The organism is Rhodoglobus sp. GW821-FHT12B09, from assembly GCF_058809925.1.
On sequence record NZ_JBXATB010000012.1, the window covers coordinates 60,102 to 84,130 of the forward strand.

Genomic DNA, 24,029 nt, shown 5'->3' on the forward strand with positions numbered 1-24,029 from the left:
TCCGTTCCGCGTGCTGCTACTGGCAGGACTCGACCGAGGGGAGCTCCTTGCAGAGGTCCCGGATCTGGTCGTAGTAGGAGTCGTCGACCGGCTTGGTCCCGGCGAACCACTCCTTGGCGGCATCCTTGTCAGCGACCTTGACGCCCGCGGCGATCATGTCGTCCATGGTCGTCTCGGAGAGCTTGTCGACGAGGACGTCGATGACCGACTGCGGAAGGGCGTTCGAGTAGACGATCGGCGCACCGGGCACCAGCTCGCGGCTGATCTCGACGACCTTGCCGGAGGCGATCATCGGGTCGGCAACCGCGTCCTCGGCGAAGCCGGCGACGCACTCGGTGCCGGCGGCGACCTTCTCGGCGGAGGCGTCGTGCTTGCCCGCGAAGACGGGGGTGACGTCGGCGGCGGGGTCGACGCCCGCCTCGAGGAGCGCCTTGCTCGGGAACAGGTAGCCCGACGTGGACGTCTCGGAGACGAAGCAGATGCTCTTGCCCTTGAAGTCCTCGAGCTTGGAGATGCCCGCGCTCGGGTTCGCGATCGCGACGGAGTAGTAGCCGGGGTCGGTGAGGTCACCGGTCAGCTGGCCGGCGAACGGGGTGATCTCCGCGCCGTTCTTGACCGCGTTGTAGTAGGTGAAGCCCGAGAACGCGGCGACGTCGATCTTGCCGGCGATCGCGGCCTCGATGAGGGCGGTGTAGTCGGCTGCCTCGAAGAACTCGACGTCCTTGCCGGTGATGATGCTGATGTAGTCGCCGAGCGGCTCCCAGTTGTTCTGGGTGGACTCGGTGTCGGGGACGACGCCGAAGACGAGCTTCGTGTCATCGCCCGAGGCGAAGGTGCCCGCGTCGGCGGCGGGGGTCTCGGAGCCGGCGGGGGTGCCGGCACAGGCGGCGAGGCCGGCGAGCAGGAGCGCGGCGGTGCCGACTCCCAGCAGGCGCTGTGAAATGCGGTTCATGAGGGGATGAGCCTTTCGTAGTGCCGGGCACGCCGGCGTCATACAGGACTCCCCTGACGGTAGGAGCGGCGCGTGACCGCGAATCCAGCGGAGGGTTAACGGGAGCCGAACGCGGAACGGCGCTCGCGCTGGCTTACCGCTGTCGCCCCGCCGATAACTCCGAGCACGAGGATGCCGACGGCCCACGCCAGGCCCGCGTAGCCGATCACGGCCAGGACGGGGCCCGCCGCCGCGCCGCCCACCGCGCCCGCGATGTTCATCACGAGGTCGCTGCGGCCCTGGATGCGCACCCGCTCCGACCCCGTGACGAGATCGGAGATGAGGGCGGATGCCGAGACCGTCGACGCGCTCCAGCCGAGGCCGAGCAGCACGAGGCCGACAGCAACGAGCGCGTTGTTCGCCTCGCCGAGCGCGGTGACGAAGATCGAGACGATGAACAGCAGCTGGCCCATCAGCAGCACCTGGATGCGCCCCAGTCGGTCGCTGGCCCAGCCGAAGAGGGGGGAGAGCCCGAACATCCCGGCGACATGCAGGCTGATCGTGAAGCCGACGATCACCAGGGATGCGCCGTGGTCGGTGAGGTGCACCGGAGTCATCGACATGACCGAGACCATGGTGGCGTGGCTGAGCCCGAGCGCCACGATCGCGAAGACGAGCGTGCTGCGGGCCCTGACGATACCGGCGTCGGCGATCGGTGCGGGCAGCACGGGCCTGCTCTGCGCGAGCACCAGCGGGTCGGGGCGCAGGAGGACGAAGTAGGTCGCCGCCGCGAGGAGCTGGGCGACTATCGCGATCACGAACGAGCCGGTGAGCTCGGGCAGGCCGAGGGCTGCGCCGATCACGGCGCCCGGCCCGAACAGGTTGGGCCCGACGATGGCCCCGATCGTCGTAGACCACACCACGATCGACAGGTCGCGACCGCGACGGGCCGGCTCCGCGGCATCCGTCGCCGCGAAGCGCGCCTGCAGGCCGACAGCGGAGCCGACGCCCAGCAGGGCGAAGCCGAGCAGGAGCAGGGGGAAGAGATGGATCGCGGCCGCCGTGACTGCCACAACCGACCCGCAGGCCGCCGTCAGCGCGCCCAGGGCGAGAGCCGGGCGGCGGCCCTTCGCAACGGCGAGCCGGGCCAGCGGAATGGCGGCGGCTGCCGACCCGAGCGTCGTGAGAGTAGCCCCGGCGCCCGCCCAAGCCTCAGAGCCCGAGACCGCGACCGCGAGCACCGCGCCGATGGAGAGGGTTGCCCCCTGCCCGAGGCCCGCGAGGATCTGGCCGGTGACCAGCACCGCGACGGTGCGGCCCTGCGCGCTCATGTTCACAGTGTCCACACTAGTGCCTCTGCCGGGCCGCTCCGCCACTCCCGGTAGACTGGCGACGTTCCAGCCACGAAACCCCCGGGAGTCTTCCGTGCCCATCATCGTCGTCGAGGTCATGCCCAAGGCCGAGATCCTCGACCCGCAGGGCAAGGCCGTCGCCGGAGCTCTTGCCCGGCTCGGCAAGAACCAGTTCAGCGCCGTGCGCATCGGCAAGCGCTTCGAGCTCACCGTCGACGGCACCGTGGACGACGCGCTGCTCGCCGAGGTGCGCGAGATCGCCGAGGACATGCTCGCGAACACGGTGATCGAGGACGTGGTGTCCATCACGGTGGCCTCATGACCCGCATCGGGGTCATCACCTTCCCCGGCTCGCTCGACGACCGGGACGCGCAGCGCGCCATCCGCCTCGTCGGCGCCACCCCCGTCGCGCTCTGGCACGGGGACCACTCGCTCGAGGGCGTCGACGCCGTGGTGCTGCCGGGCGGCTTCAGCTACGGGGACTACCTGCGCGCGGGCGCCATCGCGTCGCACGCGCCGATCATGGCGGAGGTCATCGAGGCCGCCGGCAAGGGCATCCCGGTACTGGGAATCTGCAACGGATTCCAGATGCTCTCCGAGGCACGGCTGCTGCCGGGCGCCCACACGCGCAACGCCCACCAGCAATTCATCCGCCGCGACCAGAAGCTGCGCGTGGAGAACGCCTCCACCGCCTGGACCAACGAGTTCAGCGCCGGCGACGAGATCGTGATCCCGCTCAAGAACGCCGACGGGCGCTTCGTCGCGGACGCTGCCGAGATCGAGCGCATCGAGGGCAACGGCCAGGTCGTGTTCCGCTACGTCGACGTGAACCCGAACGGCTCGATGAACGACATCGCCGGCGTCTCCAACGAGCGCGGCAACGTGGTCGGCCTCATGCCCCACCCCGAGCACGCGACCGAGCCCGGCTTCGGACCGGACATGCCCGACGCCATGCGCTCCGGCACCGACGGGCTGCGGTTCTTCACGAGCGCGCTCGCGGCCCTGCTCTCCGCGTAGTCAGCCCCGCCCCGGAAGGACCCGGATGCTCTCCACCCCGCGCTCCCTGTTCCGCGCCCTCGCCATCGCCGAGGCCGTCACGTGGACCCTGCTCATCGCCGCGCTCATCACCCGCGCCGCCACCGGGTTCGCCCCCGCTGTGACGATCGCCGGCGGCATCCACGGGTTCGTCTTCCTCTCCTACGGCGCGACCGCCATCCTGCTCGCGGTCAACCAGCGCTGGAAGCCCGGAGTCGCCGTGCTGGCGATCGCCAGCGCGATCGTCCCCTACGCGACGGTGCCGATGGAGCTCTGGCTCGACCGCACCCGGCGCCTCGACGGCCCGTGGCGGCGCGAGTCGACGGACGACCCCCGCGACGCGGGCTGGATCGACCGCACGATGCGGTGGTTCCTGCGCAACCCCGTGATCCTGGTCCTGCTGGTGGTCGTTGCCGTCGCGGTGCTGTTCACGGTGCTCCTGATCCTGGGGCCGCCCGGGGGCAAGTAGCGTCCGCGCGGAGGTTTCGACCCCGCGCGGAGGTTTCGGCAAGCGCATGGTGTCAAAACCTCCGCACGGGCGAGGGCGACCCGCTCGCGTAGAATTGGGGCATCCGGCCACCCTTCTTGGAGTCTCGTGACCATCACCACCCCCGCCGTTCCCGACACCGTTGCGAACGCCGCAGCAACTCCCGAGAAGGTCCAGCCCTACGCGGCGCTCGGCCTCAAGGAGGACGAGTACCTCAAGATCAGGGAGATCCTCGGCCGCCGCCCCACGAGCGGCGAGCTCGCGATGTACTCCGTGATGTGGAGCGAGCACTGCTCGTACAAGAGCTCCAAGCCCTACCTGCGCCAGTTCGGGCAGAAGGTCTCCGAGAAGATGAAGAAGAACCTCATGGTCGGCATGGGGGAGAACGCGGGCGTGGTCGACGTCGGCGAGGGCTGGGCCGTCACCTTCAAGATCGAGAGCCACAACCACCCGAGCTTCATCGAGCCGTTCCAGGGCGCCGCGACCGGCGTCGGCGGCATCGTCCGCGACATCATCAGCATGGGCGCGCGGCCCGTCGCGGTCATGGACGCCCTGCGCTTCGGCGACATCGACGACCCCGACACCGCCCGCGTCGTTCACGGCGTGGTCTCGGGCATCTCGTTCTACGGCAACTGCCTCGGCCTGCCGAACATCGGCGGCGAGACCTACTTCGACTCCGTGTACCAGGCCAACCCGCTCGTGAACGCGCTCGCGGTCGGCGTTCTCCGCCACGAGGACCTGCACCTCGCCAACGCCCGCGGCGTGGGCAACAAGGTCGTGCTGTTCGGCGCGCGCACCGGCGGCGACGGGATCGGCGGCGCGAGCATCCTCGCCTCCGACTCGTTCTCGGCCGGAGGCCCGACCAAGCGCCCCGCCGTGCAGGTGGGCGACCCCTTCGCCGAGAAGGTGCTCATCGAGTGCTGCCTCGAGCTGTTCCAGCTGGGCCTCGTGGAGGGCATCCAGGACCTGGGCGCCGCGGGCATCAGCTGCGCCACCTCCGAGCTCGCCTCCAACGGCGACGGCGGCATGTTCATCGACCTCGAGAAGGTCCTCCTGCGCGACCCCACGCTCACGGCCGAGGAGATCCTCATGTCGGAGAGCCAGGAGCGCATGATGGCGATCGTCACGCCCGAGAAGCTCGACGGCTTCCTCGCGGTGGTGAAGAAGTGGGATGTCGAGACCTCCGTGCTCGGCGAAGTGACCGACACCGGCCGCCTCGTCATCAACTGGCGAGGTGAGGAGATCGTCAACGTCGAACCGCGCACGGTCGCCGTCGACGGACCGGTGTACGACCGCCCCGTCGCCTACCCGGCCTGGATCGACGCGCTGCAGGCCGACACCTCCGCCCGCCTGCCTCGCAGCGAGGACCTGCGCGGGGAGCTGCTCGCCCTGCTCGGCTCCCCCAACCTCAGCGACAAGAGCTGGATCACGAACCAGTACGACAAGTACGTCCTCGGCAACACGGCGCTCAGCTTCCCCGACGACGGCGGAATGGTCCGCGTCGACGAGGAGAGCGGCCTCGGCTTCGCCGTCGCGACCGACGCCAACGGCCGCTACTGCCAGCTCGACCCGTACCGCGGCGCGCAGCTCGCGCTCGCGGAGGCGTTCCGCAACGTGGCCGCCACGGGAGCAACCCCGGTCGCCGTCTCCGACTGCCTCAACTTCGGCAGCCCCGAGAACCCCGAGGTCATGTGGCAGTTCTCGAAGGCCGTCGAGGGACTGGCCGACGGATGCCTCGCCCTCGAGATCCCCGTGACGGGCGGCAACGTCTCCTTCTACAACCAGACCGGCGACGTGCCCATCCATCCGACCCCGGTGGTCGCCGTGCTCGGCGTGATCGACGACGTGGCCAAGCGCATCCCGTCCGGCTGGCAGGACGAGGGCAACAACATCTACCTGCTCGGCACCACGAAGGACGAGCTCGACGGCTCGGCGTGGGCCGGCACGATCCACGACCACCTCGGCGGGGTCCCGCCCGTCGTGGACCTCGACGCGGAGCTGCGCCTGGCGGGGCTGCTCGCCGCCGCCGGGGAGCAGAGTCTCGCGGCATCCGCCCACGACCTCGCCGACGGCGGCCTGGCCCAGGCCCTCGCCGAGGCGGTGCTGCGGTTCGGCATCGGCGCACGGGTGTGGATCACCGAGCTCATGCAGCGCGACGGCATCGACGCGACCGCCGCCCTGTTCAGCGAGTCGACCGGCCGGATGCTCGTGAGCGTGCCGCGCGAGGACGACGTGCGCTTCCAGGGGCTGTGCGAGGGCCGCGGCTACGAGTTCCTCCGCATCGGCGTGACCGAGAACAGCGGCGTCCTGGAGGTGCAGGACCGCTTCACGATCCCGGTCGAGGAGCTCAGCCGCGTGCACCGCGGCACGATGTCCGCGCACTTCGGGGACGTCATCGGGCACTGACCACGCCCGCAGCGATTGCGAGAGAGGACCGCACGATGGATCTGACTGGCTCGACCGCCCTCGTCACCGGCGCCGCCTCCGGTCTCGGCGCGGCCACCGCGCACGCCCTCGCCGAGCGCGGTGTCGGCGTTCTCGGCCTCGACCTCTCCGCACCGTCGGGCGCGACCGACCCGCGCATCCGCTACATCACCGCCGACGTCACCGACGAGGAGCAGGTGTCGGCAGCGCTCGCGCAGCTCGAGTCCCCGCTGCGCCTCGTGGTCAACTGCGCGGGCATCGCCCCCGCCGTGCGCGTCCTCTCGTCGAAGGGTGTGCACGACCTCGCGACTTTCCGCCGCACGATCGACGTCAACCTCGTCGGCACGTTCAACGTCCTCCGACTCGCGGCCGAGGCCATGGCCGGCAACGAGCCCCTCGCCGACGGCGCCCGCGGGCTCATCGTCAACACGGCGTCCGTCGCCGCCTACGAGGGGCAGATCGGGCAGGTCGCCTATGCGGCGTCCAAGGGCGCGATCGTCGGGATGACGCTGCCCGCAGCCCGCGACCTGGCCCGGTACGGCATCCGGGTCAACACCATCGCTCCCGGCATCGTCCTCACCCCCCTGCTCACGGCGCTCGGCGACGCGGTGGTGGAGAGCCTCTCGGCGAGCGTCCCGTTCCCGCCCCGCCTCGCGCGGCCGGACGAGTACGCGCAGCTCGTCCTGATGCTCGCGGACCACGACTACCTCAACGGCGAGACCATCCGCATGGACGGCGCACTGAGGATGGCCCCGCAGTAGCCCCGCTGCCGTCGGGCTAGATGTCGAACGCCACGCCCGTCGCCTGCTCCGCGAGCCGCCAGAACTCGGCGCCGAACGCGGGGTCGGCGCTCTGCGGCACGGGCTTGGCGAGCACGGGCGGGCCGGTGACCGAGCGGGAGGGTCCGTAGAACTCGCCGCCCGCGGCATCCGGGTCGATCGCCGCGCGCACGACGGGCCAGGCACCGCGGTCCTTTCCGTGGGCGACCGGGCGCATCAGCCGCTCGGCGAACCGCTGCCCCGCGGAGTTGCGGTCGGTGATGCCGGGCCGCGCCGACGCGCTACCGTCGAGCGCGAAGCCCGGGTGGGCGAGGAGGGAGCGGACGCCGCTGCCCGAGGCCCGGAGGCGCCGGTCGAGCTCGAGGGCGAAGGCGTGCACGCCGTGCTTCGAGTACGCGTACGCGCGGGAGAGCGAGTACTTCCCGGCGGACTGCTCGACGTCGCCCAGGTCGGCCTTCGCCAGCCGGGTGGAGAGGCTGCCGAGGTTGACGATCCTGCCCGTCACCGCGGGGAACAGCAGTGCGGTGAGTGCGAACGGCCCGTAGGCGTTGGTGCCGACCATGATCTCGAGGCCGTCGGCGGTGGTCTCCCGCTGGCGCGCGCCGCCGGTCTTGCCCGCGTTGTTGATGAGCACGTCGATCGGGCCGAGCGCCGCCAGGTCGGCGGCCGCCTGCCTGATCGACGCGAGCGACCCGAGCTCGAGCGTCACCTGCTCGACCGACGCACCGGGCACCCGGGAGCGGATCGAGTCGAGGGCCGTGGTCTCGCCGCGCGTCGTGAGGATCACGCGGGCGCCGGCGGTCGCCAGCTGCTCGGCGACGAAGTAGCCCACGCCGCGGCCGGCGCCGGTGACGACGAACGTCTTGCCGGACTGGGAGGGGAGGGCGCGCGGGTCCCAGTTCACGGCAGGTCGATCGTGCCGGTGGAGGCGATCTGCTCGTGGTGGTGGATGACCTCCGCGACGATGAAGTTCAGGAACTTCTCGGCGAACGCCGGGTCGAGGTGCGCGTCCTCGGCGAGCGCCCGGAGGCGCGCGATCTGCACCTTCTCGCGCTCCGGATCACTCGGCGGCAGCCCGGTCGCGGCCTTGAGGCGCCCGACCTGCTGCGTGAACTTGAACCGCTCCGCGAGCAGGTGGATGAGGGCCGCGTCGATGTTGTCGATGCTCTGCCGCAGACCCGTGAGTTCGTCCATGCAGCCAAATCTACGGCAGGCTGAGCCGCATGCAGTTGCGAGGGCGCGGACGCGCGGTGGTGCTCTACTTCGCCGCCGACGCCACCTCCCTGCTCGGCAACGCCGCGATCGGCCTGACCCTCCCGTGGCTGGTGCTCCTGCGCACCGGGGATGCCTCGGCGGCGGGCATCGTCGCCGCCGCGACCGCGGCTCCCGCCCTCCTCGCCGCCGTGTGGGGCGGCTCCCTCGTCGACCGCCTCGGCCGACGAACGATGACGATCGTCGCCGATGTCGGCAGCGCCGTCTCGGTCACCCTCCTCTTCGTCGTCGACAGCACGCTCGGCCTCTCGATCGGCTGGTTCATCGCGCTCGGGGTGGTGGGCGCGCTGTTCGACGTCCCGGGCATCACGGCGCGGCAGGCGATGCTGCCGGAGATCGCCGAGATCGCCGGCATCACGGTCGACCGGGCGTCGGGCATCCGGCAGGCTCTGTTCGGGGCGTCGTTCCTCGCGGGGCCGGCGCTCGCCGGCCTCGCCCTCGCCGCGCTGCCGCCCGCCGCGGTGCTGCTGCTGACCGCCGGATGCTCCGTGCTCGCCGCCGCGCTGACGATCGCCCTGCCGCGCGCGCTGGGGCGGGCGCCGGCCGACGTCGAGGCGCGCAGTGGGATTCGGGCGGGCTTCACGATCCTCCGCACCAGCCCGGTCGCCCTCGCCACGACGCTGCTCGCGGTGGGCTCCGTGTTCGCGATCAGCCCGCTGCAGGCCGTAGTGCTACCGGTCGTGTTCCAGCGCCTCGGCCAGCCCGTGCTGCTCGGGCTCACCCTGAGCGTCTTCGCGGTGGGGCTCATCGGCGGCTCGCTCGCGTACGGGGTGCTGCGCGTGCCGCGGCGCGGGATCCTCGTCGTCGCGCTGCTGCTGTCGCTCGCCGGGCTGTGCGGGTTCGCGGTGGCGCCCGTGGCGGGGGTGATCGTGGCATCCGCCGTGCTCGTCGGCCTCGGCTTCGGGCTGGTGAACCCGATGATCCCGGTGCTGATCGCCGAGCGGGTGCCGGAGTCGGCTCGCGGCCGCGTGCTCGGCCTGCAGAACGCGGGCTACCTGGCCGCGTTCCCCCTGGGGGCGCTGATGGCGGGATTCCTCGTGCAGCACGCCGACGTGCAGTGGGGTGCGGCGGCCAGCGCCATCGCGTGGGGGCTGTGCGTCGCGTACGCGCTCACCACCCCGGCGCTGCGGAAGCTGGACTAGCCGAACCGCCGCAGCCGCTCCTCCAGCCCTGCGCGCACGCCGGGCCACTCGGCAGCGAGGATCGAGTACACCGCGGTGTCGCGCCAGGTGCCGTCCGCGCGGCGGTTGGTGTTGCGCAGCACGCCCTCGAACTGGGCGCCCAGCTTCAGGATTGCCGCCCGCGACCGCTCGTTGAGGGCATCCGCCTGCAGCTTGACGCGGTTGAAGCCGTGGTCGAACGCCTCCGTGAGCAGGAGCAGCTTCGCCTCGGGATTCACGGGGCCGGCCCACACGTCGGGAGAGTAGGCGGTCCACCCGATGTGGGTGTGCTCGTTCACCTCGTCGAAGTCGCCCAGCGTGCTGGTGCCGACGAGCGTGCCGTCCTGCCACACGCCGTAGACGTTGTGCGCGAGGAACCCGTAGTAGCCGTGCGCGAACTCCACGAACTCCGCCTCGGTGGCGCGGTACCCCGCAGGGCCCCCGCCGTAGCCGCCCGCGAAGACCTCCGGCTTGCCGATCGCCCGGAACAGGGCGGGCAGGTGCTCCTCCTCCAGAGGGGCGAGACGGATGAACCGTCCCTCAAGGACACGGCGCGGCGGGCGGGTAGCTGGCATTGCTCAATTATCGCGGGGCGCTACTCAATCCTCCGAAAAGGCCTCGTGCAGCGGATGCGCCGTCCCTAGAGTTCCTGCATGACCTCCTCCTACTACCCGGCAGCGCCGGCCACCACCTGGCGCGATGCCCCGATCACGCGCATCCTCGGGTCCGCCGTCTCGTGGTTCGGATTCGTGCTCTCGTTCACCCTCCTCTTCCAGGTGTCGTTCTCCGTCATGGCCCTCGGCGGCTCGTGCGCGAGCGGCGGCCCCTACGAGATCGCGGTCGAGTGCCCTGACTCCGTCGCCGTCTTCGCCCCGGCGAGCATCTTCCTGGGCCTCTTCTCGGTCGCGATCGGCGCGTTCTTCGCCCGCGGCTTCGGCACCCCGGTCACCACGTGGGCGTGGCCCATCCTGTTCTGCGGCCTCGGCGGTGCCTTCCTCGCCGCCTTCATCAGCAGCGGCGACTCGGTCGGCCTGGTCATCGGCGTGGTCTTCGAGCTCATGGGCCTCGTCCCGCTCGTGCTCGAGTTCCGCGGGAGCCCCCAGCGGGTCCTCCTCGGCCAGCGCGCGGCGAACGGAGCCCAGTTCTACGAGGGCGACCGCGCCCGCCGCTCGCTGATGTCTCCCCGGACGCCGAACCCGGAGGGGGCCGTCCGCCCGAACGCAGGGCACTGGCTTCTCGCCCTGGCGGTCTCCGCGGGGTGCGCGCTGCTCGGCTACTGGGTCGCGGGGGTCTGGTTCGCGGCGGTCGCCGCGGGCTGAGCGGGGGTGGTCGCCGGGGTACACCACACCACCCCGAGATCACCCTCAAGACACCCCAATAGGGGCTTCCGGCTGCGGGTGAAAGAACGGGTTAATGGACTAGTCGTTCCGAAGCGACGTTCGTTAACCCGCAAACCCGAGTACCGCGGTGCCGTGAGTGGCCGAGGTGATGCCGTGCCCTCAAGGAGTCCGGATGCAGCACCCACAACGTTTTGGCGTCCCCGCGACGTCTGCGCTGCTCGCGCCGACCGCCCTCGCCGCCCCGCCGGCCGACCGCCGCGTCACCGTCGTGCCCGACCTGCCGCTCGTCCCGGCCCGCGCCCTGCTCGCGTCCGTGCTCGCCTCCGACACCGCCCCGCGCGACACCGTGTGGGTCGACCTGCCGGAGGAATCGGGGGACGACGCCGCCTGGGAGGCCATCCGCGCGGCCCTCGCCGCGGCATCCGGCAAGGCCCTCTCCGGCGACCCCCTGACCGCGATCGCCAAGTACACCAAGTCGCTCGCCTACCCGCTGCTGCTCGTGGTGACGCTGACGCCCGGCGCTAGCTCGATCTTCGACACCCAGCTGCTCGGCCTGCTCGCCGACGCGCCCAAGCTCTCCCTCGCCGGCCTGTGCTCCGGCCGCCGAATGTTCGAGGGGCTCGGCCGCGCCGACCACGATGCCCTCGTCATCGCGCCCTCCGACCTGGTGCTCGACGCCGGCGGGGTGCGCCGCTGCGCCGCCATCTTCGGCCTCGACCTCTCCGCCGAGCAGGCGACCGCCCTCTCGCACTCGCCGCTCAGCCTGCCCGACCTCCTGCCCTCCGTGATCGCGTCGCTCAGCGTCGAGGACATCGAGGACCAGGACGACCCCGTCGCCTACCTCCTCGAGGAGAGCCAGCACCAGCTCGAAGTGCGACTGCGGGGAAGCCGGGATGCCGCGATCGACGGCGCCCTGCGCCTGGCCGTCCCCTCCGCGCTCACGTCGCGGACCCTCGGCCTCGTCGCGCCGGACTCCGCCCTCCAGCTCGACCGCGTGGCACAGGCCCGCCTCGTGCGGCGGGAGCAGGGGGCATCCACCACCCGCTACCGCATGGACCCCGTGCTGCGCCGCCTGCTCCTCGCCGAGCTGCGGCTGAGGCACCCCGCCCTCGCCCGCGAGCTGAGCTCGACCGTGGGGCGCTACTTCGCCGAGGCCGACGAGCCGTTCGAGGCCGTCGAGCACTTCGCCGCCGCCGAAGACTGGGACGCGGTCGTGGACGTGCTCGACGGCATCATGTTCCGCATGATCTCGGAGCAGCCGCTGCAGCTGCACAACGCGATCCTCGCCATGCCCCGCAAGGTGCGCGACGACAACCCGCGCTTCACGCTCTCGCTCGAGCTCGGCTGGCAGCCCCGCGAGGGCCTCGCGCAGGCCTGGGTCTCCATGGCCCGCCGTGCCGCCGGCACGTTCGCGCGACTGCCCAAGACGATGTCCGCCTGGGACCAGCTGCACGTCTACATCATCAAGACCATCGTGTTCCGCCTGAAAGGCGACCTGCCCGCGGCGCTCGAGGCCGCACAGTCGCTGGATGCCCTCCTCGCCAGTGACGACGACCTCGCCGCCCGTCCCGCGACCACCCTCACCGAGGCGCACTACCAGTCCGGGATGACGCGGCTCCTCGCCCTCGACCTCGTGGGCGCCCGCGAGAGCTTCACCACCAGCTACGGCCTCTCGCAGGGCAGCCTCGCCGCCGCCGACCGCGCCGCCGAGGCCATCGCGCTCGTCCGTGCGCTCGAAGGCGAGGCCGAGCACGCCACCAACTGGCTCAGCACCCTCGACGGCCGCACCGCGAGCACCGCAGGCCTCGTCGCGCGCGCCCTCGTCTCCATCGGCCGGCTTGACGCCCGGGATGCCCGGCACTGGCTCTCGCTGCTCAGCGCCGCGCGCGCCGACGACGAGTTCTGGGCGTTCGCCGCCCACGCCGAGAACCGCTACGGACTGTACTGGGGCGACCCGGTCGAGACCGACGCCGACCTCGACCGCACCTGGGCCGAGCACGGCGACCGCCTGGTCGAGGGCTCCACCGCGCAGCTGCTGCTCACGAGCGACGCCGCCGACCTCGCGATCATCCTCGGGCAGCTCTCCCGCGCCGAGACCGCCCTCGAGAAGGTGCCGGCCCGCAGCACGTGGATCGCCGTCTCCCGCGCCCGGCTCGCCCTCCTCGCCGCCAACCCGAAGCACGCGCTCCTCTTCATTCTCGAGGGCCAGGCCCGCGGGCGCACCGAGCGCTACGGCCAGTTGGACCTCGCCGTGCTGCGTGCCGCGACCGAGCTCGCGCTCGGACGGGACGCGGATGCCACGGCGTCCCTGCTGCGCGCCATCAAGCAGTCCGAGAAGTCGGGAGTCATCGTGCCGTTCCGGCTCCTGCCGCAGGAGACCCTCGAGGCGCTGACGGCGCTGCACCCGGATGCCGCCGCCTTCGTCTCCCGCCACGAGCTCACCGGCACGAGCTACCTCGCCCCGTACCAGGCGGTCGCGGGCGCGCTCAGCGAGCGGGAGCTCGTCGTGCTCCGCGCGCTCGACCCGGGTGCGACCGTCGAGCAGGTCGCGAAGAAGCTGTTCGTCGCGAGCAACACGGTGAAGGCGCAGCTGCGCAGCATCTACCGCAAGCTCAACGTCTCCACGCGCACGGAGGCGCTGCTGGTGGCGGCGGAGCTGGGGCTGCTCGACCAGGACTCCCGCTCGGCCTAGTACTTCGGGGGCTGCAGGAGGAGGGCGCTCGCGCTCAACTGCTTCCCGCGCGGTCCTTCGGACGCGCCTGCCAGACCCACCTGCAGTTGAGAGCGAGCGCCCTCCTCCTGCAGCGGCTCCGAGTGCTCCAGACCTCGCTCCAGTACGGGTTGGCTGCGAACTCGAGGCTGGTTGGAGTGGCTAGGAGCCGTCGCCCACCTTGCGCGGCATCATCACGGTGTCCTCCAGTAGCTCGTCGAGCTTGCCGGCCAGCTGGCGGCGATCGGCTTCGAGCTGCTCGCGGATGCGCGCCTCGAGCCGCTCCTGCTCGTAGCGGAGGCGCTCCTGCGCCGCACGCTCGAGCTCGCGCGACTTGAGCAGGTAGCTCTCCCGGGCGAGGCGCTCGCGGGTGGGCAGCGCGGTGACGCGAGCCAGGATCGGGGCGATCTGGGTGTCCTCGTCGACGGGCTCCTGCTCGGGCTGGGGCGCGGCAGCGGGCTCGGCCGGCTCGGCCTGCACTGCCTGCACTGCCTGCACTGCCTGCACTGCCTGCACTGCCTCAGCGTGCGCCGTCTCGGCCTGCGCGGCCTCCACTGTCTCCTCGGCGGCCGCGCGCTGCTCGGGGGCGGCGGGCCAGTCCGCGACGAGGCGCGGCACCGGCCACGACGCCGGCGCGATGAACTGGCGGGGGTCGGTCGCCTCGGAGATCGGCTCGACAGGCGCGAGCTCCTCGGGCGCCGGGCTCTGAGCGGCCGGGCTCTGGGCCTCGGGGCTCTGCGCCTCGGGGGCGGGCGCGGCATCGACGATCGGCATCGCGTACACCGGAGCCTCGTAGACGGGCACCTCGTACACCGGCGTCTCGTACACCGGGGCGTCGATCACCGGCACCTCGAAGACGGGGGCGTCGACCACGGGAACCTCGTACACCGGCGCGTCGTACTCGGCCGGCTCGACCGCGGCGTCCTCGGCCGCGGGCCGGCCCGACAGGTCGTACACGGAGGCGTCGAACTCGGGCTCGGTCTCGTGCTCCTCGGCTTCGGCTTCGGACGACGGCTCGGGCTCCGCGGGCGCCGCCACGGCCCAGTCCTCGAAGCGCGGCTGGTCGTACACGGGCTCATCGGCGAGGAGGTCGATGACGAACGCCGCGTTCTCCTCGGTGAGGGGCGCCGGCGCCCTGAACGTCGCGATCGGGTCGACGGGGTCGACGATGAGGGTACCGGGAGCCATCTCGGGCTCGGTGTGCCGGAACGGCGGGAGGATCGTCGGCTCGTTGTCGACCGCGGCGAACGCGTCCGCGTCGACCAGGTGGAAGCTTCCGAACGTCTCGGCGGGGATCTCGTACACGACATCATCCTTGAACTGATTGGCGACGATCTCCGCGAGCTCCTCGGGGGTGGGGTCGCCGGGCTGGGGGGCGAGCAGGCTCACGCGCTCGCCCGTGTCACCGCGCGGCACGTCGATCACGGAGTTCGAGCTCTCGTCGACCGGCTCGAGCACCGGGACCGAGTCGATGATCGGCGCGGGCCACGACCGGCGCTCGGCCGCCGCAGCAGACTCGGCGGCGTCGACCGCGACCGGCGGCTTGGGCGCGAAGCGCGAGACAGGCTGGGCGGGCCGGGATGCAGCGGCTCGGGCCGCGGCCTTCGCAGCAACCCGCGCGGCGCGGGCGGCGGCGCGGTTCGACGTCGACTCGACGGCGGGCGGGGCGATCTCGAGCACTTTCTCCTCCACGGGGACGGGCGGCGCGAGCGGCACGGTTGCCGGGACGCCGGCCACGGCCGGAGCCGCGGTCTTGCTGGTTCTGGGGCCCTTCACGGGGCGCGACGGGGCGGCCGGTGCAGCCGGTGCAGCAGCTGCCGGAGCGGCGGCCTCGTCGGCGACTGGTTCGACGGCCGCAGGCTCGGCGGGCTCCACGGCCACGGGCGGCACCACAACGGTCGCAGCCTGGGGGACCTCGACCGGCGCAGGAGCAACCGGCGCGGTCGCAACCGGCGCCACCACCGCGACCGGCGCACCCGCAGCCCGCGGCGCGAGCACGGCGGCCCCGGTCACGCGGCGCGACGTCCGCACGGCGGCGGGAGCCTCCGGGCGCGCGCCGCGGGTGCTGCGCGGGATCTGGTTGAGGACGATTCCCGCCGGGATGCTGCCGCCGGCGGCAAGCGCGCCCAGAGCCTCGGCGAGGCCGGGCCGGGTGGCCGTGCCCTCGGCGACCACGAGCAGCGTCGCGGCGCCCGAGGAGCCGAGGACTGTGGCATCCGTCGCCGTGCTGATGGCGGGGGTGTCGATGATGACCACGTCGAAGCGGGACTGCAGCTCGGCGATCAGTGCGCGCATGCGCGGGGTGGCCAGGAGGTCGGCGGACTTCGCGCGCCGCGAGCCGATCGGCACGACCCAGATGTTCTCGCTCGGCCCGGCGGCGATGACCTCGTCGAGGCTGATCTTCGTGGTCAGGAGGTCGGTGAGGCCGGGGCCCGCGTCGACGTCGAAGATCTCCGCCTGATGGGGCGCCTGCAGGTTGGCGTCGACCACGACGACGGTGGTCGCGGTGTCGGCGATGGCGAGCGCCAGATTGGCTGCGACCAGGGATGCCCCCTGCCGGGGCGCCATCGCGGTGATGACGAAGGTGCTGATCCCGTCGCGCGAGCGCACGTGCTCGACGCTCGCCCGCAGGCCGCGGAACGACTCCGCAATAGCGCTCTGCGAGCTCGTGTGCATGACGATGGGGCTGGCCCTCACCGCACGGTCGGGGCGGATCTGCCCGAGGACGGGCCGCTCGGTGACGGCGGCGACGTCCTTGCGCCCTCGGATCCTGCGGTCGAGCGTCTCGCGCAACGACGCCCCCACGAGGCCGAGAGCGAGGCCGAGGATCGCCCCCACGGCGAGCAGCAGCGGCGCGTTGGAGAAGGTGGGGGCGGTCGGCAGCGACGCGTGCTCGATGTTGACGATACGGACCGGCGCGGTCGCCGGAGTGTCGGGCGCGGCATCCGTGCCGGGGTCAGTCGCCCCGACCGTCGGACTCGTCGCGTTCTCGATCTGGTTCTCGACCACGTCGCTGAAGACGGCCGAGACGGTGTTCGCGATGGACTTCGCGAGCTCGGGGGTGGCGGCCGTCGCGGTGATCTCGACGATGAGGGTGCTCGGCGGGGCGACGACGGCCAGGTGCCCCGCGAGCTCCTGCACGGTCATGTCGAGCTTGAGCTCGTCGATCACCGGCTGGAGCACGAGCCCGCTCGTGGCGACGAGGACGTACGAGGCGATGCGCCCCTCGGCGAGGTTCGACGCCTGAAGGGACTGCGTGAGGTCGCCCGTGGCCTCGCTGTTGGTCAGGATCTCCCGCGAGGTCGCCGCGTACGTGCGCGGCTGTATGGCGTTCGCGGCCACACCGCCGGCGATGCCGACGAGCAGCCCGAGCACGACGAGTGCCCAGCCACGGCGCAGCACGCCGAAGTATTCGTGGATGTCCATTGGGTGGATGGCTCCGGGTATCGGGTTTTTCCCAGAAAGCGGGTAAGTCTGGGGAGGACGAATGCGGGTACAGAGGGCCTCGGTTCCAGCGTACGGAACGCCGTGATCAGCGTCCACCAAACGGGGGACCCGATACGGGGTTAAGGCCCGGGTTAACGGGCGGGCTCCAGCGCCTGCGCGTAGGCCAGCGCTGGCTCGATCGGATGCCTCATCGCCCGGCGCAGCGCGATGGTAAGCCAGATCATCCCCGCGGTGTTGCCGATGGCGATCGCCCACGGTGCGAACTCCGCCAGGCCGAACAGCTCGGCCGACCCGAGGAGCACGAGGGTCAGGGGCACGCCGACCGCCGCGCTCAGGGCAATCACCCGCACGCGGCCGACAGCCATCAGCGCGACATTGGTCAGGTAGGGGGAGATGACCCACGAGGATGCCACGCAGCCGAACGCGATCGCCGACGACAGGTCGACCTTCACCTGGTCGTGGGTGAGGAGCTCGCTGAACAGCGGCAGGAGCGCCGCGTAGACCGCGCCGGCGAGTACGCCGAGCGCGACGGTGATGCGGGCGGAGAGCGCGATGCGCCTCAGCAGCTCCTGCCCCGCCGCCGCCGGCACCCAGCCCTGGAACACCTGGATGAGCGGGGCCGTGGCCATGCCGACGAACTTCGACAGGCGGTCGGCGAGCACGAAGAGCGGGAGAGATGCCGGTGCCGTGACGGCCACGATGCCGAGGATCGCCGGGGTGAGCCCCGCGTACAGCCCGGTCGCGACGACGCCGTGGCGCTGCTCGGAGAGCCGGGCCACGATGTTTCGCCAGCGGGCCGCCTCGCGGAAGTCGAGGTGCTGTCCGCGGAAGATCACGTACGACGAGACACCCAGCGCGAGCAGCGACCCCGCGAGCTGGGCGAGGGCGAAGAACAGCAGCTCGTCCGTGAGCACCACGAGCAGCAGTCCGGTCACGGTGCCGAGCACCCGCGGGACCGTGTCGAGGAAGAGGAAGCGGCCGGGTCGGCTCTCGCCGGTGAAGTACCAGTTCGCCGAGACGCCGGCCAGCGTCATCCCGAGGCCCGCGACGAAGGCCACGAACTTGGCGTGCGGCACGATCGCGATGGTCACGAGGGCCTGCACGAGGATGAGCGGAAGCAGGATGGCGCCGCGCGAGAACAGCGAGTCGAGGAACATGCCCGGCCGCCGCTCGACCGAGGCCATGGCGATCGAGGCCGGGCCGGTGAGCGCCCAGCCGAACGCGACGAGCACCCCGATGGAGTTGCCGATCGACTGCCCGGTCGCCATCGAGGCCCACGGGTCGGCGCCCGCGACCGCGATCACGATCGGGATGGTGATGAGGCTGATGACCCCGTTGAGCAGGACGGAGACCCCGAACAGGCCGAGTCTCCGCGTCGCTCCCACTGCTTTCACGCCCGTGACCCCGCAGCCAGCGACGCCGTGCGCGGAAGAGACTCCTCGACGAGCGAGAGCAGGTCGGCGAGCATCCTCACCCTGACCTCCTCGCCGAACAGGGAGTGGTCGCCGAACGGGTAGTCGGTGACGCGGATGTCCGCGCCCCGGCCCCGCAGGCGCGACACCGCCTCGTACCCGCGGTGGGAGCCGAAGTTCTCCTGGTCCTCGGGGGTGAGGAGGAGGGCGACCGTGCTACCGGCCCGACGGCTGGAGGCCTCGAGCAGCACCGCGGGGTCGTGGAACAGCTGCAGGCGGCTGAGGATCGGCCACGCCCAGCCCGGCAGTGCGCCGCGCAGTGCGCGCTTGAGGTCGACGAACCGACGCGTGCCCTCCTTCTCCGACCGGGTGAGGTCGGAGTACTGGCCCGCCCGCAGAGGCGCGGTCTTGAAATAGTTCGGGCTGAACAGCACGGCCAGCCGCGCCGGGCGCCGCTCCGCCATGCGCGCGGCTACCCAGCCGCCGGCGCACAGGCCGGCATGGGCGACCACGTCCTCGCTCGCGAGCTCGGCGATGAGGCGGTCGGTGTCGTCGACCCACTCCTCCGCGAAGATCAGGCTCGGCTCGCCGGGGCGCACCTCCGTGGTGTCGCCGGTGACGCGGCGGTCGAACCGGATGGCCCGGTACCCGCGCTGCGCGAGCTCGCGCGCGGCGAGCACCTGGAAGCGGCCGGGGCCGACACGGTGCTCCGCGGCACCGGGCTGCAGCACGACGATGCCGGAGTCGAGGTCGCCCTCACGGCCGGTCTCGATCACGAACAGCCGGTCGGGCCCGACGCGGCGCAGCCGCTCGACGATGGGCGTGCCGTCCTCCGCCGATGCCACGACGGCGCTGTCGGAGACCACCGGGTCGATGGCTCGGGATGCCGCGGGGAACCGCTGCACGAGCCAGTCCGCCATCCCGGCGATCGTCTCCTCCGGGAGCACCGCGAGCGAGCTGGGAGCCTCGAGCAGCTCCTCCTGCCCGGTAACGGACCGGTACTCGGCCCGTGCCGGCAGCCCGGACCTGAGCCGCACCGTGGCGGGGCTCTCGTCGTTGGCGCGGCGCCCGACGATGAGGGTGTCGACTCCGACGGGGAGGCTCGCGGGCGTGATCTCGCGCGCGCTGAGCCACGCACTGGCGTCGGCGTGGAGCTTGAGCGAGAGGAGTGCTTCGGGGTCGCTGGGCCCGCCGAGCGCGCCGACGGTCAGCTCGAACAGGGAGCGCTGCTTGCGCAGGAACCGGCGGCCCGAGAGCTCCGGGTCCCAGAGCACCAGTGCCGTGGCATCCACCGTGCCCGCCGCCTGGTTGGCGAGCAGCGAGCCCGCCCCGAGTCCCAGCAGGGCGGCGTTCTCGACACCGGACTCGCGGAGGTACGCGGCGGCGCGGGCGATGCTGGAGATCCACAGCTCGGGGGCGTTCGCGGCGCCGGACGGCCCGCTCGCGTCGCCCTCGCCGACGTAGTCGAAGCGCAGCGCCGCGATGCCGCGGGCCGCGAGCTGCTGGCCGACGAAGCGCAGGGCGCGGTAGCCGATCACGTGGTCGGCGCCGAGCGGCGGGCACAGCACGACGCCGCCGCGCACCAGCCCGTCCTCGGGGAGGTGCAGGAAGCCGAGGGTCGGCGACTCGGGGTCGCCGAACCAGGTGTCGAGCATCACGGCGGTCACAGGCTGAGGAGCGCGCGCACGTCCACGGGCCAGGCTTCGAGATCCATACCGTGCGTGCGCAGGAGGGCGAGCGCGGTGCGCTCCATGCCGAACGCGATGCACGCGCCGTGGGCGGTCTCGCCGTCGGCGGTCGTGATGTCGAACGCGCGGGTGAGGTGGTCGCGCTGGCAGTTCGCCGACGCGATCGCGGTGCCCTCGTGGAGGTCGCCGTAGAGCGGGACGATGATCTCGACCTTGAGGTTCTCGCGCAGCTGGGCGCTGACGAGCATCTTGCCGGCGCGGCCGAAGAACGGGTCGTTGGCCGGCACGGCCTGCACCGCGAGGCCGAGCGAGGCGAGGAGCTCCACGGAGGTGTCGAGCCAGGTGTCGCGGTAGAGCTGCGCCGCGTCCGGGGTGCCGGCGAACACGAACTCGCGCATCCGGAACGACTGCAGGCGCATCGGGTCGTTCGACGGCTCGTGGCGGAAGCCGTAGCCGGAGAGGTCGTACACGCCGCCGCCCTCGGGGAGCGTGCCCTCGAGCGTCGCGTAGAGCGGGTGGCAGATCGCGTTGGTGAGCACGACCTCGGCCGGCTTGAGCCAGCCGTCGTACGCCTTGCCCTCCTCGCGGGCCGCGAGGAGCTCGCGGTGCTCGCGGTCGCCGTCCTCGAAGCTCGAGACGACGCCGCTCAGGTCGGGGAAGGAGGCGATGTAGTCTGTGCGCTCGAAGTCCGCGCGCGGGTACACCGGCGGGAAGCGCAGGACGGTTGCGCCCAGGGACGCGAACGACTCGCCGAGCAGGGTGTCGAGGCCGGTGATGACGCGCTCGAAATCGCCCGAGCGGCCGTAGATGCCGGGCACGGACGTTGCCACGAGCATCCCGGAGTCGAGGAGGTCGTCGCGGAAGGCGAGGCGGGCCTCGTCGAGAGCGGTCGGACGGTCGTTCAGCACGTCGGTCATGCCACTATCCCTTCTGCACCAGGATGAGCCTGGCCGTGTTGGCTGTGATGCGGTCGTTGTGGACCATGAGAGCGGCGCCCTGCGCGTCCCGGAAGATGCGCGCAACGCTGTACTGCCCGTCGTTGCGGTAGCCGGAGATGCCGGTGATCGCGAGGGCCGCGATGGCGACCTGCGCCACGAGCTCTGACGCGGTCACCTTCAGGTTGTTGATGCTCACCTGGTAGCCGATGCCGCCCAGAGCGTCACGGTCGTCGAAGAGCGCGTCGGTGCGACGGGTCAGGCCGCCCACCAGCTCCTCGAAGCGCTCGAGCTCCGCGATGAGGCCGACGAGCTTCGTCGCGCCGGGGGGCACGCTGCCGATGCTGCGGCGGGCAGCGCTGCGGACGTACTGCCGGCAGGTCTCCACCAGCGCGCGGGCCATGCCGAGCCACACGGATGCCCACAGCACGTGGCACACGGGCAGCATCGTCTCCGTGGAGATGGACTCGTAGGCCTCGGGGATCACCCGGTCGGCGGGAACGAGCGCGTTCAGCTTGTAGCCCATGCTGGCGGTGCCGCGCAGGCCGAGCGTGTCCCAGCCGCCGGTCGCCTCGAGCGTGAGGTTGGCCGCGTCGCAGACGACGAGCACCTGGTCGCTCGGCGCGCTGTCCGCGTTGCGGCGGGCGGTCACGAGCACCAGGTCGGCCTCGGAGCCGTAGGAGATGACGGGCGCGTTCTTCACGAGCCGGACGCCGTCGCCCTCGAGGTCGACGAAGCACGAGCTCGAGCGGACGTCGCCTCCGATGCCGAGCTCGGTGGTCGCCGACGCCAGGAGCAGCTGCTCGCTCGCGATGCGGCCGGCCAGGATCGCGAGGGATGCCGACCCGCCGAGGTGCCGCGAGAGGCTCAGCACCTGGCTGTGGTGCATCGCGAAGACCATTCCCGTCGAGGAGCACGCGGCGCCGAGCTTGGCGGCGATCTCCCCGAGCTGCGCGAGCGTGAGGCCCTCGCCGCCGAGGGCGACCGGCAGGCTCGCGCCGAGCAGTCCGGTGGTGCGCATGGCGTCCACGGCTTCGGCGGGGAAGCGCGCGGCGGCGTCGACCTCGCCCGCGTAGCGGCCTGCGATGTCGGCCACGTGGGCCACGCGCTCGGCGAGCGGGCGGGCATCCTTCGTCGCCGTGATGGTGGTGGGCATTCTCATGCTGCGGCCTCCAGAAGACCCTCGACCGCGCTGCTGATGGTGCGGATGCTGCAGAACGTGTGCTTGGTGAGCAGCTCGTCGGGGAACTCGATGTCGAAGGCGTCCTCGACGGCGAGCATCACGTTGACGCTCGCGTGGGAGGTCATGCCCGCCGCGTACAGGTCGTCGTCCTCGGCGAGCGTGCCCGCGGGGGCGGTGAGCTTGGCGTGCGTGTCGAGCACCCGGCGCACGGTGTCGACGGCGCTCACGCGGCGATCGCCGCTTCGTGCACCCCGACCATGGCGGCGGCCACGGCCATGGCCATGCCGCCGTCGTGGCTGAGCGTCAGCTCGATGGCCGTCACGCCCAGGTCGGCGGCGATCTCCGCCGCGCGCCCGTGAAGGACGACGGAGGGGGCGCCGTTCGGGTCGGCGCCCACCTCGATGTCGGTCCACGGCACTGCGACGTCCGCCGGCACCTTCAGGAGTTTGAGAACAGACTCCTTCGCGGCGTAGCGCGCGGCGAGGCGTTCGGGCGCCTCGTTGCACGCCGCGCGCTCGGCGGGGGTGAAGACCCGCGCGAGGTAGCGCTCGCCGAAGACGTCGATGCTCTCGACGACGTTGAAGACGGGGTGGATGTCGCAGCCGACGAGCACGCCGGGGCGCTCCATCGTCGTGCCAGCTCGGGTGCTGAACATGTCGGGTTCCTTCGGGGTTCGCCGTTCGGCGCGCGGGCGGGTGACCGCGTGCTGCTCCATCCGGGGGAAGACGGGGCTGGCGAGATTCGGGTAAGCGTGAGTGGGTGGCTCACTCAGATCAGGCTAGGGGGGGCCATCCGTGCCCCTCCATGGCGGGGCACCCGAAAGGGGGCATAGGTGTGGGGGTTAAGCCGCGGGTTAAGGCAGCACCGCCGCGCCATGTGCCAGAGTGGTGCCGTGCCCCGCCTGAGTGTCCTGATGCCCGCGCGCAACGCGCAGCGCACCATTGCCGAGGCACTTCGATCGACCCTTCGCGACATGCCCCGGGATGCCGAGCTCATCGTCCTCGACGATGCGAGTTCAGACGCCACCCTGGAGATCGCCTCGTCCACGGGCGATCCGCGCGTGCGGGTCGAGAGCAGCCCCGCCCAGCTCGGCGTCGCCCTCGCCGCGGAGCGGCTGCTCGGGGCGGCGAGCGGCGAGTACATCGCGCGCATGGACTCCGACGACGTGTGCCTGCCCGGCCGGTTCCGCGCGGAGCTCGCCGCGATCGAGCGCGGCCACGACCTCGTGTTCTCCACGTTCCAGGTGATCGGCGGCGGCCTCCGCCGGCCCGTTCCGCCGATCGGCTTCGGACGCGAGGCCGCCCGCCTCGCGCTGCTGCTCGACTGCCCGTACCCGCACTCCACCTCGCTCGGCCGCGCCACCGCCCTGCGCGCCGCCGGCGGGTACCGCGCGGGCGCGATCGCCGAGGACTTCGATCTCTGGCTGCGCGCCGCCGCGAACGGTGCGACGATGGTGCGGCTCGCGCGCCCGACCGTGCTGATCCGCAAGAGCCCGACCCAGGTGACTGCCGCGCTCGGCTGGCGCGAGAGCCTCGCGTACGATCCCGTGCTGGAGCGCTCGTACCAGGAGCTCGTGAACGTGGTCTGGGGCACGCGCGAGACGCCGTGGTTCCCCGACCTCGCGTTCACGCGCGACGGCCCGCTCTCCCCCGCCGGCCGGGCCGCGCTCGAGCCGTTCGTCGCCCGGTTCCTCGACTCCCTCTCCGGGCTCCGGCCGCTCGAGCGCTGGTACCTCGGGCGCCGAGCCCGGCAGGAGCTCGGCTGGCGCGCGCGCTGACCCGCGCCGCGGCATCCCGCCGCCCCGCCCGGCCCGCGGGCCCGGCCCCGCCCCCTCGCCCCGCCCCAGACCCTCGCCCTCGCCCAGCCCCTCGCCC

21 protein-coding genes are annotated in these 24,029 nt (G+C 72.1%); 9 read left to right on the plus strand and 12 right to left on the minus strand.

Translation table 11 applies throughout. The features are described 5' to 3' along the window. Positions 1 to 16: 16 nt before the first annotated feature. Together phnD and AC1RTC_RS16670 are read right to left on the minus strand one after the other, a co-directional pair. Entirely contained in the window at positions 17 to 952 is a 936-nt protein-coding gene (phnD, locus tag AC1RTC_RS16665) for a phosphate/phosphite/phosphonate ABC transporter substrate-binding protein (RefSeq protein WP_493157646.1), read from the minus strand. A gap of 95 nt (positions 953 to 1,047) precedes the next feature. Then, the gene (locus AC1RTC_RS16670) at positions 1,048 to 2,262 is read right to left on the minus strand and encodes an MFS transporter (protein WP_493157648.1); all 1,215 of its coding nucleotides are present in this window, start codon (positions 2,260 to 2,262) and stop codon (positions 1,048 to 1,050) included. 94 nt (positions 2,263 to 2,356) lie between these two features. Here AC1RTC_RS16670 and purS point away from each other — a divergent pair, with 94 nt between their 5' ends. From purS to AC1RTC_RS16695, 5 genes are all read left to right on the plus strand, one after another. Then, positions 2,357 to 2,605: a phosphoribosylformylglycinamidine synthase subunit PurS gene (gene purS, locus AC1RTC_RS16675; protein ID WP_493157649.1), complete on the plus strand. Its 249-nt coding sequence runs from the start codon at positions 2,357 to 2,359 to the stop codon at positions 2,603 to 2,605. After that, a complete protein-coding gene (gene purQ, locus AC1RTC_RS16680) occupies positions 2,602 to 3,300 on the plus strand; it encodes a phosphoribosylformylglycinamidine synthase subunit PurQ (RefSeq protein WP_493157651.1) in 699 nt (232 codons plus the stop codon). The genes purS and purQ overlap by 4 nt, the downstream gene beginning before the upstream one ends. A gap of 25 nt (positions 3,301 to 3,325) precedes the next feature. Then, on the plus strand, positions 3,326 to 3,787 hold the full coding sequence (locus tag AC1RTC_RS16685; RefSeq protein WP_493157653.1) for a DUF3817 domain-containing protein: 462 nt from the start codon (positions 3,326 to 3,328) through the stop codon (positions 3,785 to 3,787). Positions 3,788 to 3,913: 126 nt separating this feature from the next. Continuing rightward, on the plus strand, positions 3,914 to 6,211 hold the full coding sequence (gene purL, locus AC1RTC_RS16690) for a phosphoribosylformylglycinamidine synthase subunit PurL (protein ID WP_493157654.1): 2,298 nt from the start codon (positions 3,914 to 3,916) through the stop codon (positions 6,209 to 6,211). Between the two features lie 35 nt (positions 6,212 to 6,246). After that, positions 6,247 to 6,990 (plus strand): SDR family NAD(P)-dependent oxidoreductase, encoded by a 744-nt coding sequence (locus AC1RTC_RS16695; protein ID WP_493157656.1) that lies wholly within the window; start codon positions 6,247 to 6,249, stop codon positions 6,988 to 6,990. A 16-nt stretch (positions 6,991 to 7,006) separates the two neighbouring features. Here the strand turns inward: AC1RTC_RS16695 and AC1RTC_RS16700 are convergent, their stop codons facing one another. Together AC1RTC_RS16700 and AC1RTC_RS16705 are read right to left on the minus strand one after the other, a co-directional pair. Then, entirely contained in the window at positions 7,007 to 7,912 is a 906-nt protein-coding gene (locus AC1RTC_RS16700; RefSeq protein ID WP_493157658.1) for an SDR family NAD(P)-dependent oxidoreductase, read from the minus strand. Further along, on the minus strand, positions 7,909 to 8,202 hold the full coding sequence (locus tag AC1RTC_RS16705; protein WP_493157660.1) for a chorismate mutase: 294 nt from the start codon (positions 8,200 to 8,202) through the stop codon (positions 7,909 to 7,911). Before AC1RTC_RS16705 ends, AC1RTC_RS16700 begins: the two co-directional genes overlap by 4 nt. A 29-nt stretch (positions 8,203 to 8,231) precedes the next feature. On the opposite strand from AC1RTC_RS16705, the gene AC1RTC_RS16710 reads away from it, so the two are divergent. Beyond that, a complete protein-coding gene (locus tag AC1RTC_RS16710; protein WP_493157661.1) occupies positions 8,232 to 9,422 on the plus strand; it encodes an MFS transporter in 1,191 nt (396 codons plus the stop codon). On the opposite strand, the gene AC1RTC_RS16715 is transcribed toward AC1RTC_RS16710, so the two are convergent. Next, a complete protein-coding gene (locus AC1RTC_RS16715) occupies positions 9,419 to 10,015 on the minus strand; it encodes a GNAT family N-acetyltransferase (RefSeq protein ID WP_493157663.1) in 597 nt (198 codons plus the stop codon). The two genes, AC1RTC_RS16710 and AC1RTC_RS16715, sit on opposite strands and share 4 nt — an antisense overlap. Before the next feature lie 78 nt (positions 10,016 to 10,093). Here AC1RTC_RS16715 and AC1RTC_RS16720 point away from each other — a divergent pair, with 78 nt between their 5' ends. Both AC1RTC_RS16720 and AC1RTC_RS16725 read left to right on the plus strand, forming a co-directional pair. After that, on the plus strand, positions 10,094 to 10,759 hold the full coding sequence (locus tag AC1RTC_RS16720) for a hypothetical protein (protein ID WP_493157664.1): 666 nt from the start codon (positions 10,094 to 10,096) through the stop codon (positions 10,757 to 10,759). Between the two features lie 193 nt (positions 10,760 to 10,952). Continuing rightward, positions 10,953 to 13,472 carry a helix-turn-helix transcriptional regulator gene (locus tag AC1RTC_RS16725; protein ID WP_493157666.1) on the plus strand — a complete coding sequence of 840 codons (2,520 nt, stop codon included), beginning with the start codon at positions 10,953 to 10,955 and terminating at the stop codon, positions 13,470 to 13,472. A gap of 180 nt (positions 13,473 to 13,652) precedes the next feature. Here AC1RTC_RS16725 and AC1RTC_RS16730 read toward each other — a convergent pair whose 3' ends face one another. The 7 genes from AC1RTC_RS16730 to AC1RTC_RS16760 form a co-directional block, all read right to left on the minus strand. Next, the gene (locus tag AC1RTC_RS16730) at positions 13,653 to 16,916 is read right to left on the minus strand and encodes a tyrosine-protein kinase domain-containing protein (RefSeq protein ID WP_493157668.1); all 3,264 of its coding nucleotides are present in this window, start codon (positions 16,914 to 16,916) and stop codon (positions 13,653 to 13,655) included. A 152-nt stretch (positions 16,917 to 17,068) separates the two neighbouring features. Beyond that, the gene (locus AC1RTC_RS16735; protein ID WP_493157670.1) at positions 17,069 to 18,322 is read right to left on the minus strand and encodes a hypothetical protein; all 1,254 of its coding nucleotides are present in this window, start codon (positions 18,320 to 18,322) and stop codon (positions 17,069 to 17,071) included. A gap of 5 nt (positions 18,323 to 18,327) precedes the next feature. Further along, complete coding sequence (locus AC1RTC_RS16740) at positions 18,328 to 20,007, minus strand: hypothetical protein (protein WP_493157672.1); 1,680 nt, start codon at positions 20,005 to 20,007, stop codon at positions 18,328 to 18,330. A 5-nt stretch (positions 20,008 to 20,012) separates the two neighbouring features. After that, positions 20,013 to 20,954, minus strand: coding sequence for an amino acid--[acyl-carrier-protein] ligase (locus AC1RTC_RS16745; RefSeq protein ID WP_493157674.1), 942 nt, complete (start codon positions 20,952 to 20,954; stop codon positions 20,013 to 20,015). A 4-nt stretch (positions 20,955 to 20,958) separates the two neighbouring features. Continuing rightward, positions 20,959 to 22,134 (minus strand): acyl-CoA dehydrogenase family protein, encoded by a 1,176-nt coding sequence (locus AC1RTC_RS16750; protein ID WP_493157676.1) that lies wholly within the window; start codon positions 22,132 to 22,134, stop codon positions 20,959 to 20,961. Next, positions 22,131 to 22,382, minus strand: a complete 252-nt coding sequence (locus AC1RTC_RS16755; RefSeq protein WP_493157678.1) for an acyl carrier protein — start codon at positions 22,380 to 22,382, stop codon at positions 22,131 to 22,133. The genes AC1RTC_RS16750 and AC1RTC_RS16755 overlap by 4 nt, the downstream gene beginning before the upstream one ends. Continuing rightward, positions 22,379 to 22,810 (minus strand): holo-ACP synthase, encoded by a 432-nt coding sequence (locus AC1RTC_RS16760; protein ID WP_493157680.1) that lies wholly within the window; start codon positions 22,808 to 22,810, stop codon positions 22,379 to 22,381. Before AC1RTC_RS16760 ends, AC1RTC_RS16755 begins: the two co-directional genes overlap by 4 nt. Positions 22,811 to 23,047: 237 nt before the next feature. Between AC1RTC_RS16760 and AC1RTC_RS16765 the strand changes: the two genes are divergently transcribed. Next, positions 23,048 to 23,932: a glycosyltransferase family 2 protein gene (locus tag AC1RTC_RS16765; protein ID WP_493157682.1), complete on the plus strand. Its 885-nt coding sequence runs from the start codon at positions 23,048 to 23,050 to the stop codon at positions 23,930 to 23,932. Positions 23,933 to 24,029 lie beyond the last annotated feature (97 nt).

Excerpts from the sequence above, each read along its gene's own strand:
- AC1RTC_RS16685 (WP_493157653.1), top strand. The coding sequence starts at position 3,326 with ATGCTCTCCACCCCGCGCTCCCTGTTCCGCGCCCTCGCCATCGCCGAG.
- phnD (WP_493157646.1), bottom strand. The coding sequence starts at position 952 with ATGAACCGCATTTCACAGCGCCTGCTGGGAGTCGGCACCGCCGCGCTC.
- AC1RTC_RS16745 (WP_493157674.1), bottom strand. The coding sequence starts at position 20,954 with ATGACCGACGTGCTGAACGACCGTCCGACCGCTCTCGACGAGGCCCGC.
- AC1RTC_RS16670 (WP_493157648.1), bottom strand. The coding sequence starts at position 2,262 with ATGAGCGCGCAGGGCCGCACCGTCGCGGTGCTGGTCACCGGCCAGATC.
- purQ (WP_493157651.1), top strand. The coding sequence starts at position 2,602 with ATGACCCGCATCGGGGTCATCACCTTCCCCGGCTCGCTCGACGACCGG.
- AC1RTC_RS16750 (WP_493157676.1), bottom strand. The coding sequence starts at position 22,134 with ATGAGAATGCCCACCACCATCACGGCGACGAAGGATGCCCGCCCGCTC.
- AC1RTC_RS16720 (WP_493157664.1), top strand. The coding sequence starts at position 10,094 with ATGACCTCCTCCTACTACCCGGCAGCGCCGGCCACCACCTGGCGCGAT.
- AC1RTC_RS16710 (WP_493157661.1), top strand. The coding sequence starts at position 8,232 with ATGCAGTTGCGAGGGCGCGGACGCGCGGTGGTGCTCTACTTCGCCGCC.
- AC1RTC_RS16695 (WP_493157656.1), top strand. The coding sequence starts at position 6,247 with ATGGATCTGACTGGCTCGACCGCCCTCGTCACCGGCGCCGCCTCCGGT.
- AC1RTC_RS16725 (WP_493157666.1), top strand. The coding sequence starts at position 10,953 with ATGCAGCACCCACAACGTTTTGGCGTCCCCGCGACGTCTGCGCTGCTC.
- AC1RTC_RS16730 (WP_493157668.1), bottom strand. The coding sequence starts at position 16,916 with ATGGACATCCACGAATACTTCGGCGTGCTGCGCCGTGGCTGGGCACTC.
- AC1RTC_RS16760 (WP_493157680.1), bottom strand. The coding sequence starts at position 22,810 with ATGTTCAGCACCCGAGCTGGCACGACGATGGAGCGCCCCGGCGTGCTC.
- AC1RTC_RS16705 (WP_493157660.1), bottom strand. The coding sequence starts at position 8,202 with ATGGACGAACTCACGGGTCTGCGGCAGAGCATCGACAACATCGACGCG.
- AC1RTC_RS16715 (WP_493157663.1), bottom strand. The coding sequence starts at position 10,015 with ATGCCAGCTACCCGCCCGCCGCGCCGTGTCCTTGAGGGACGGTTCATC.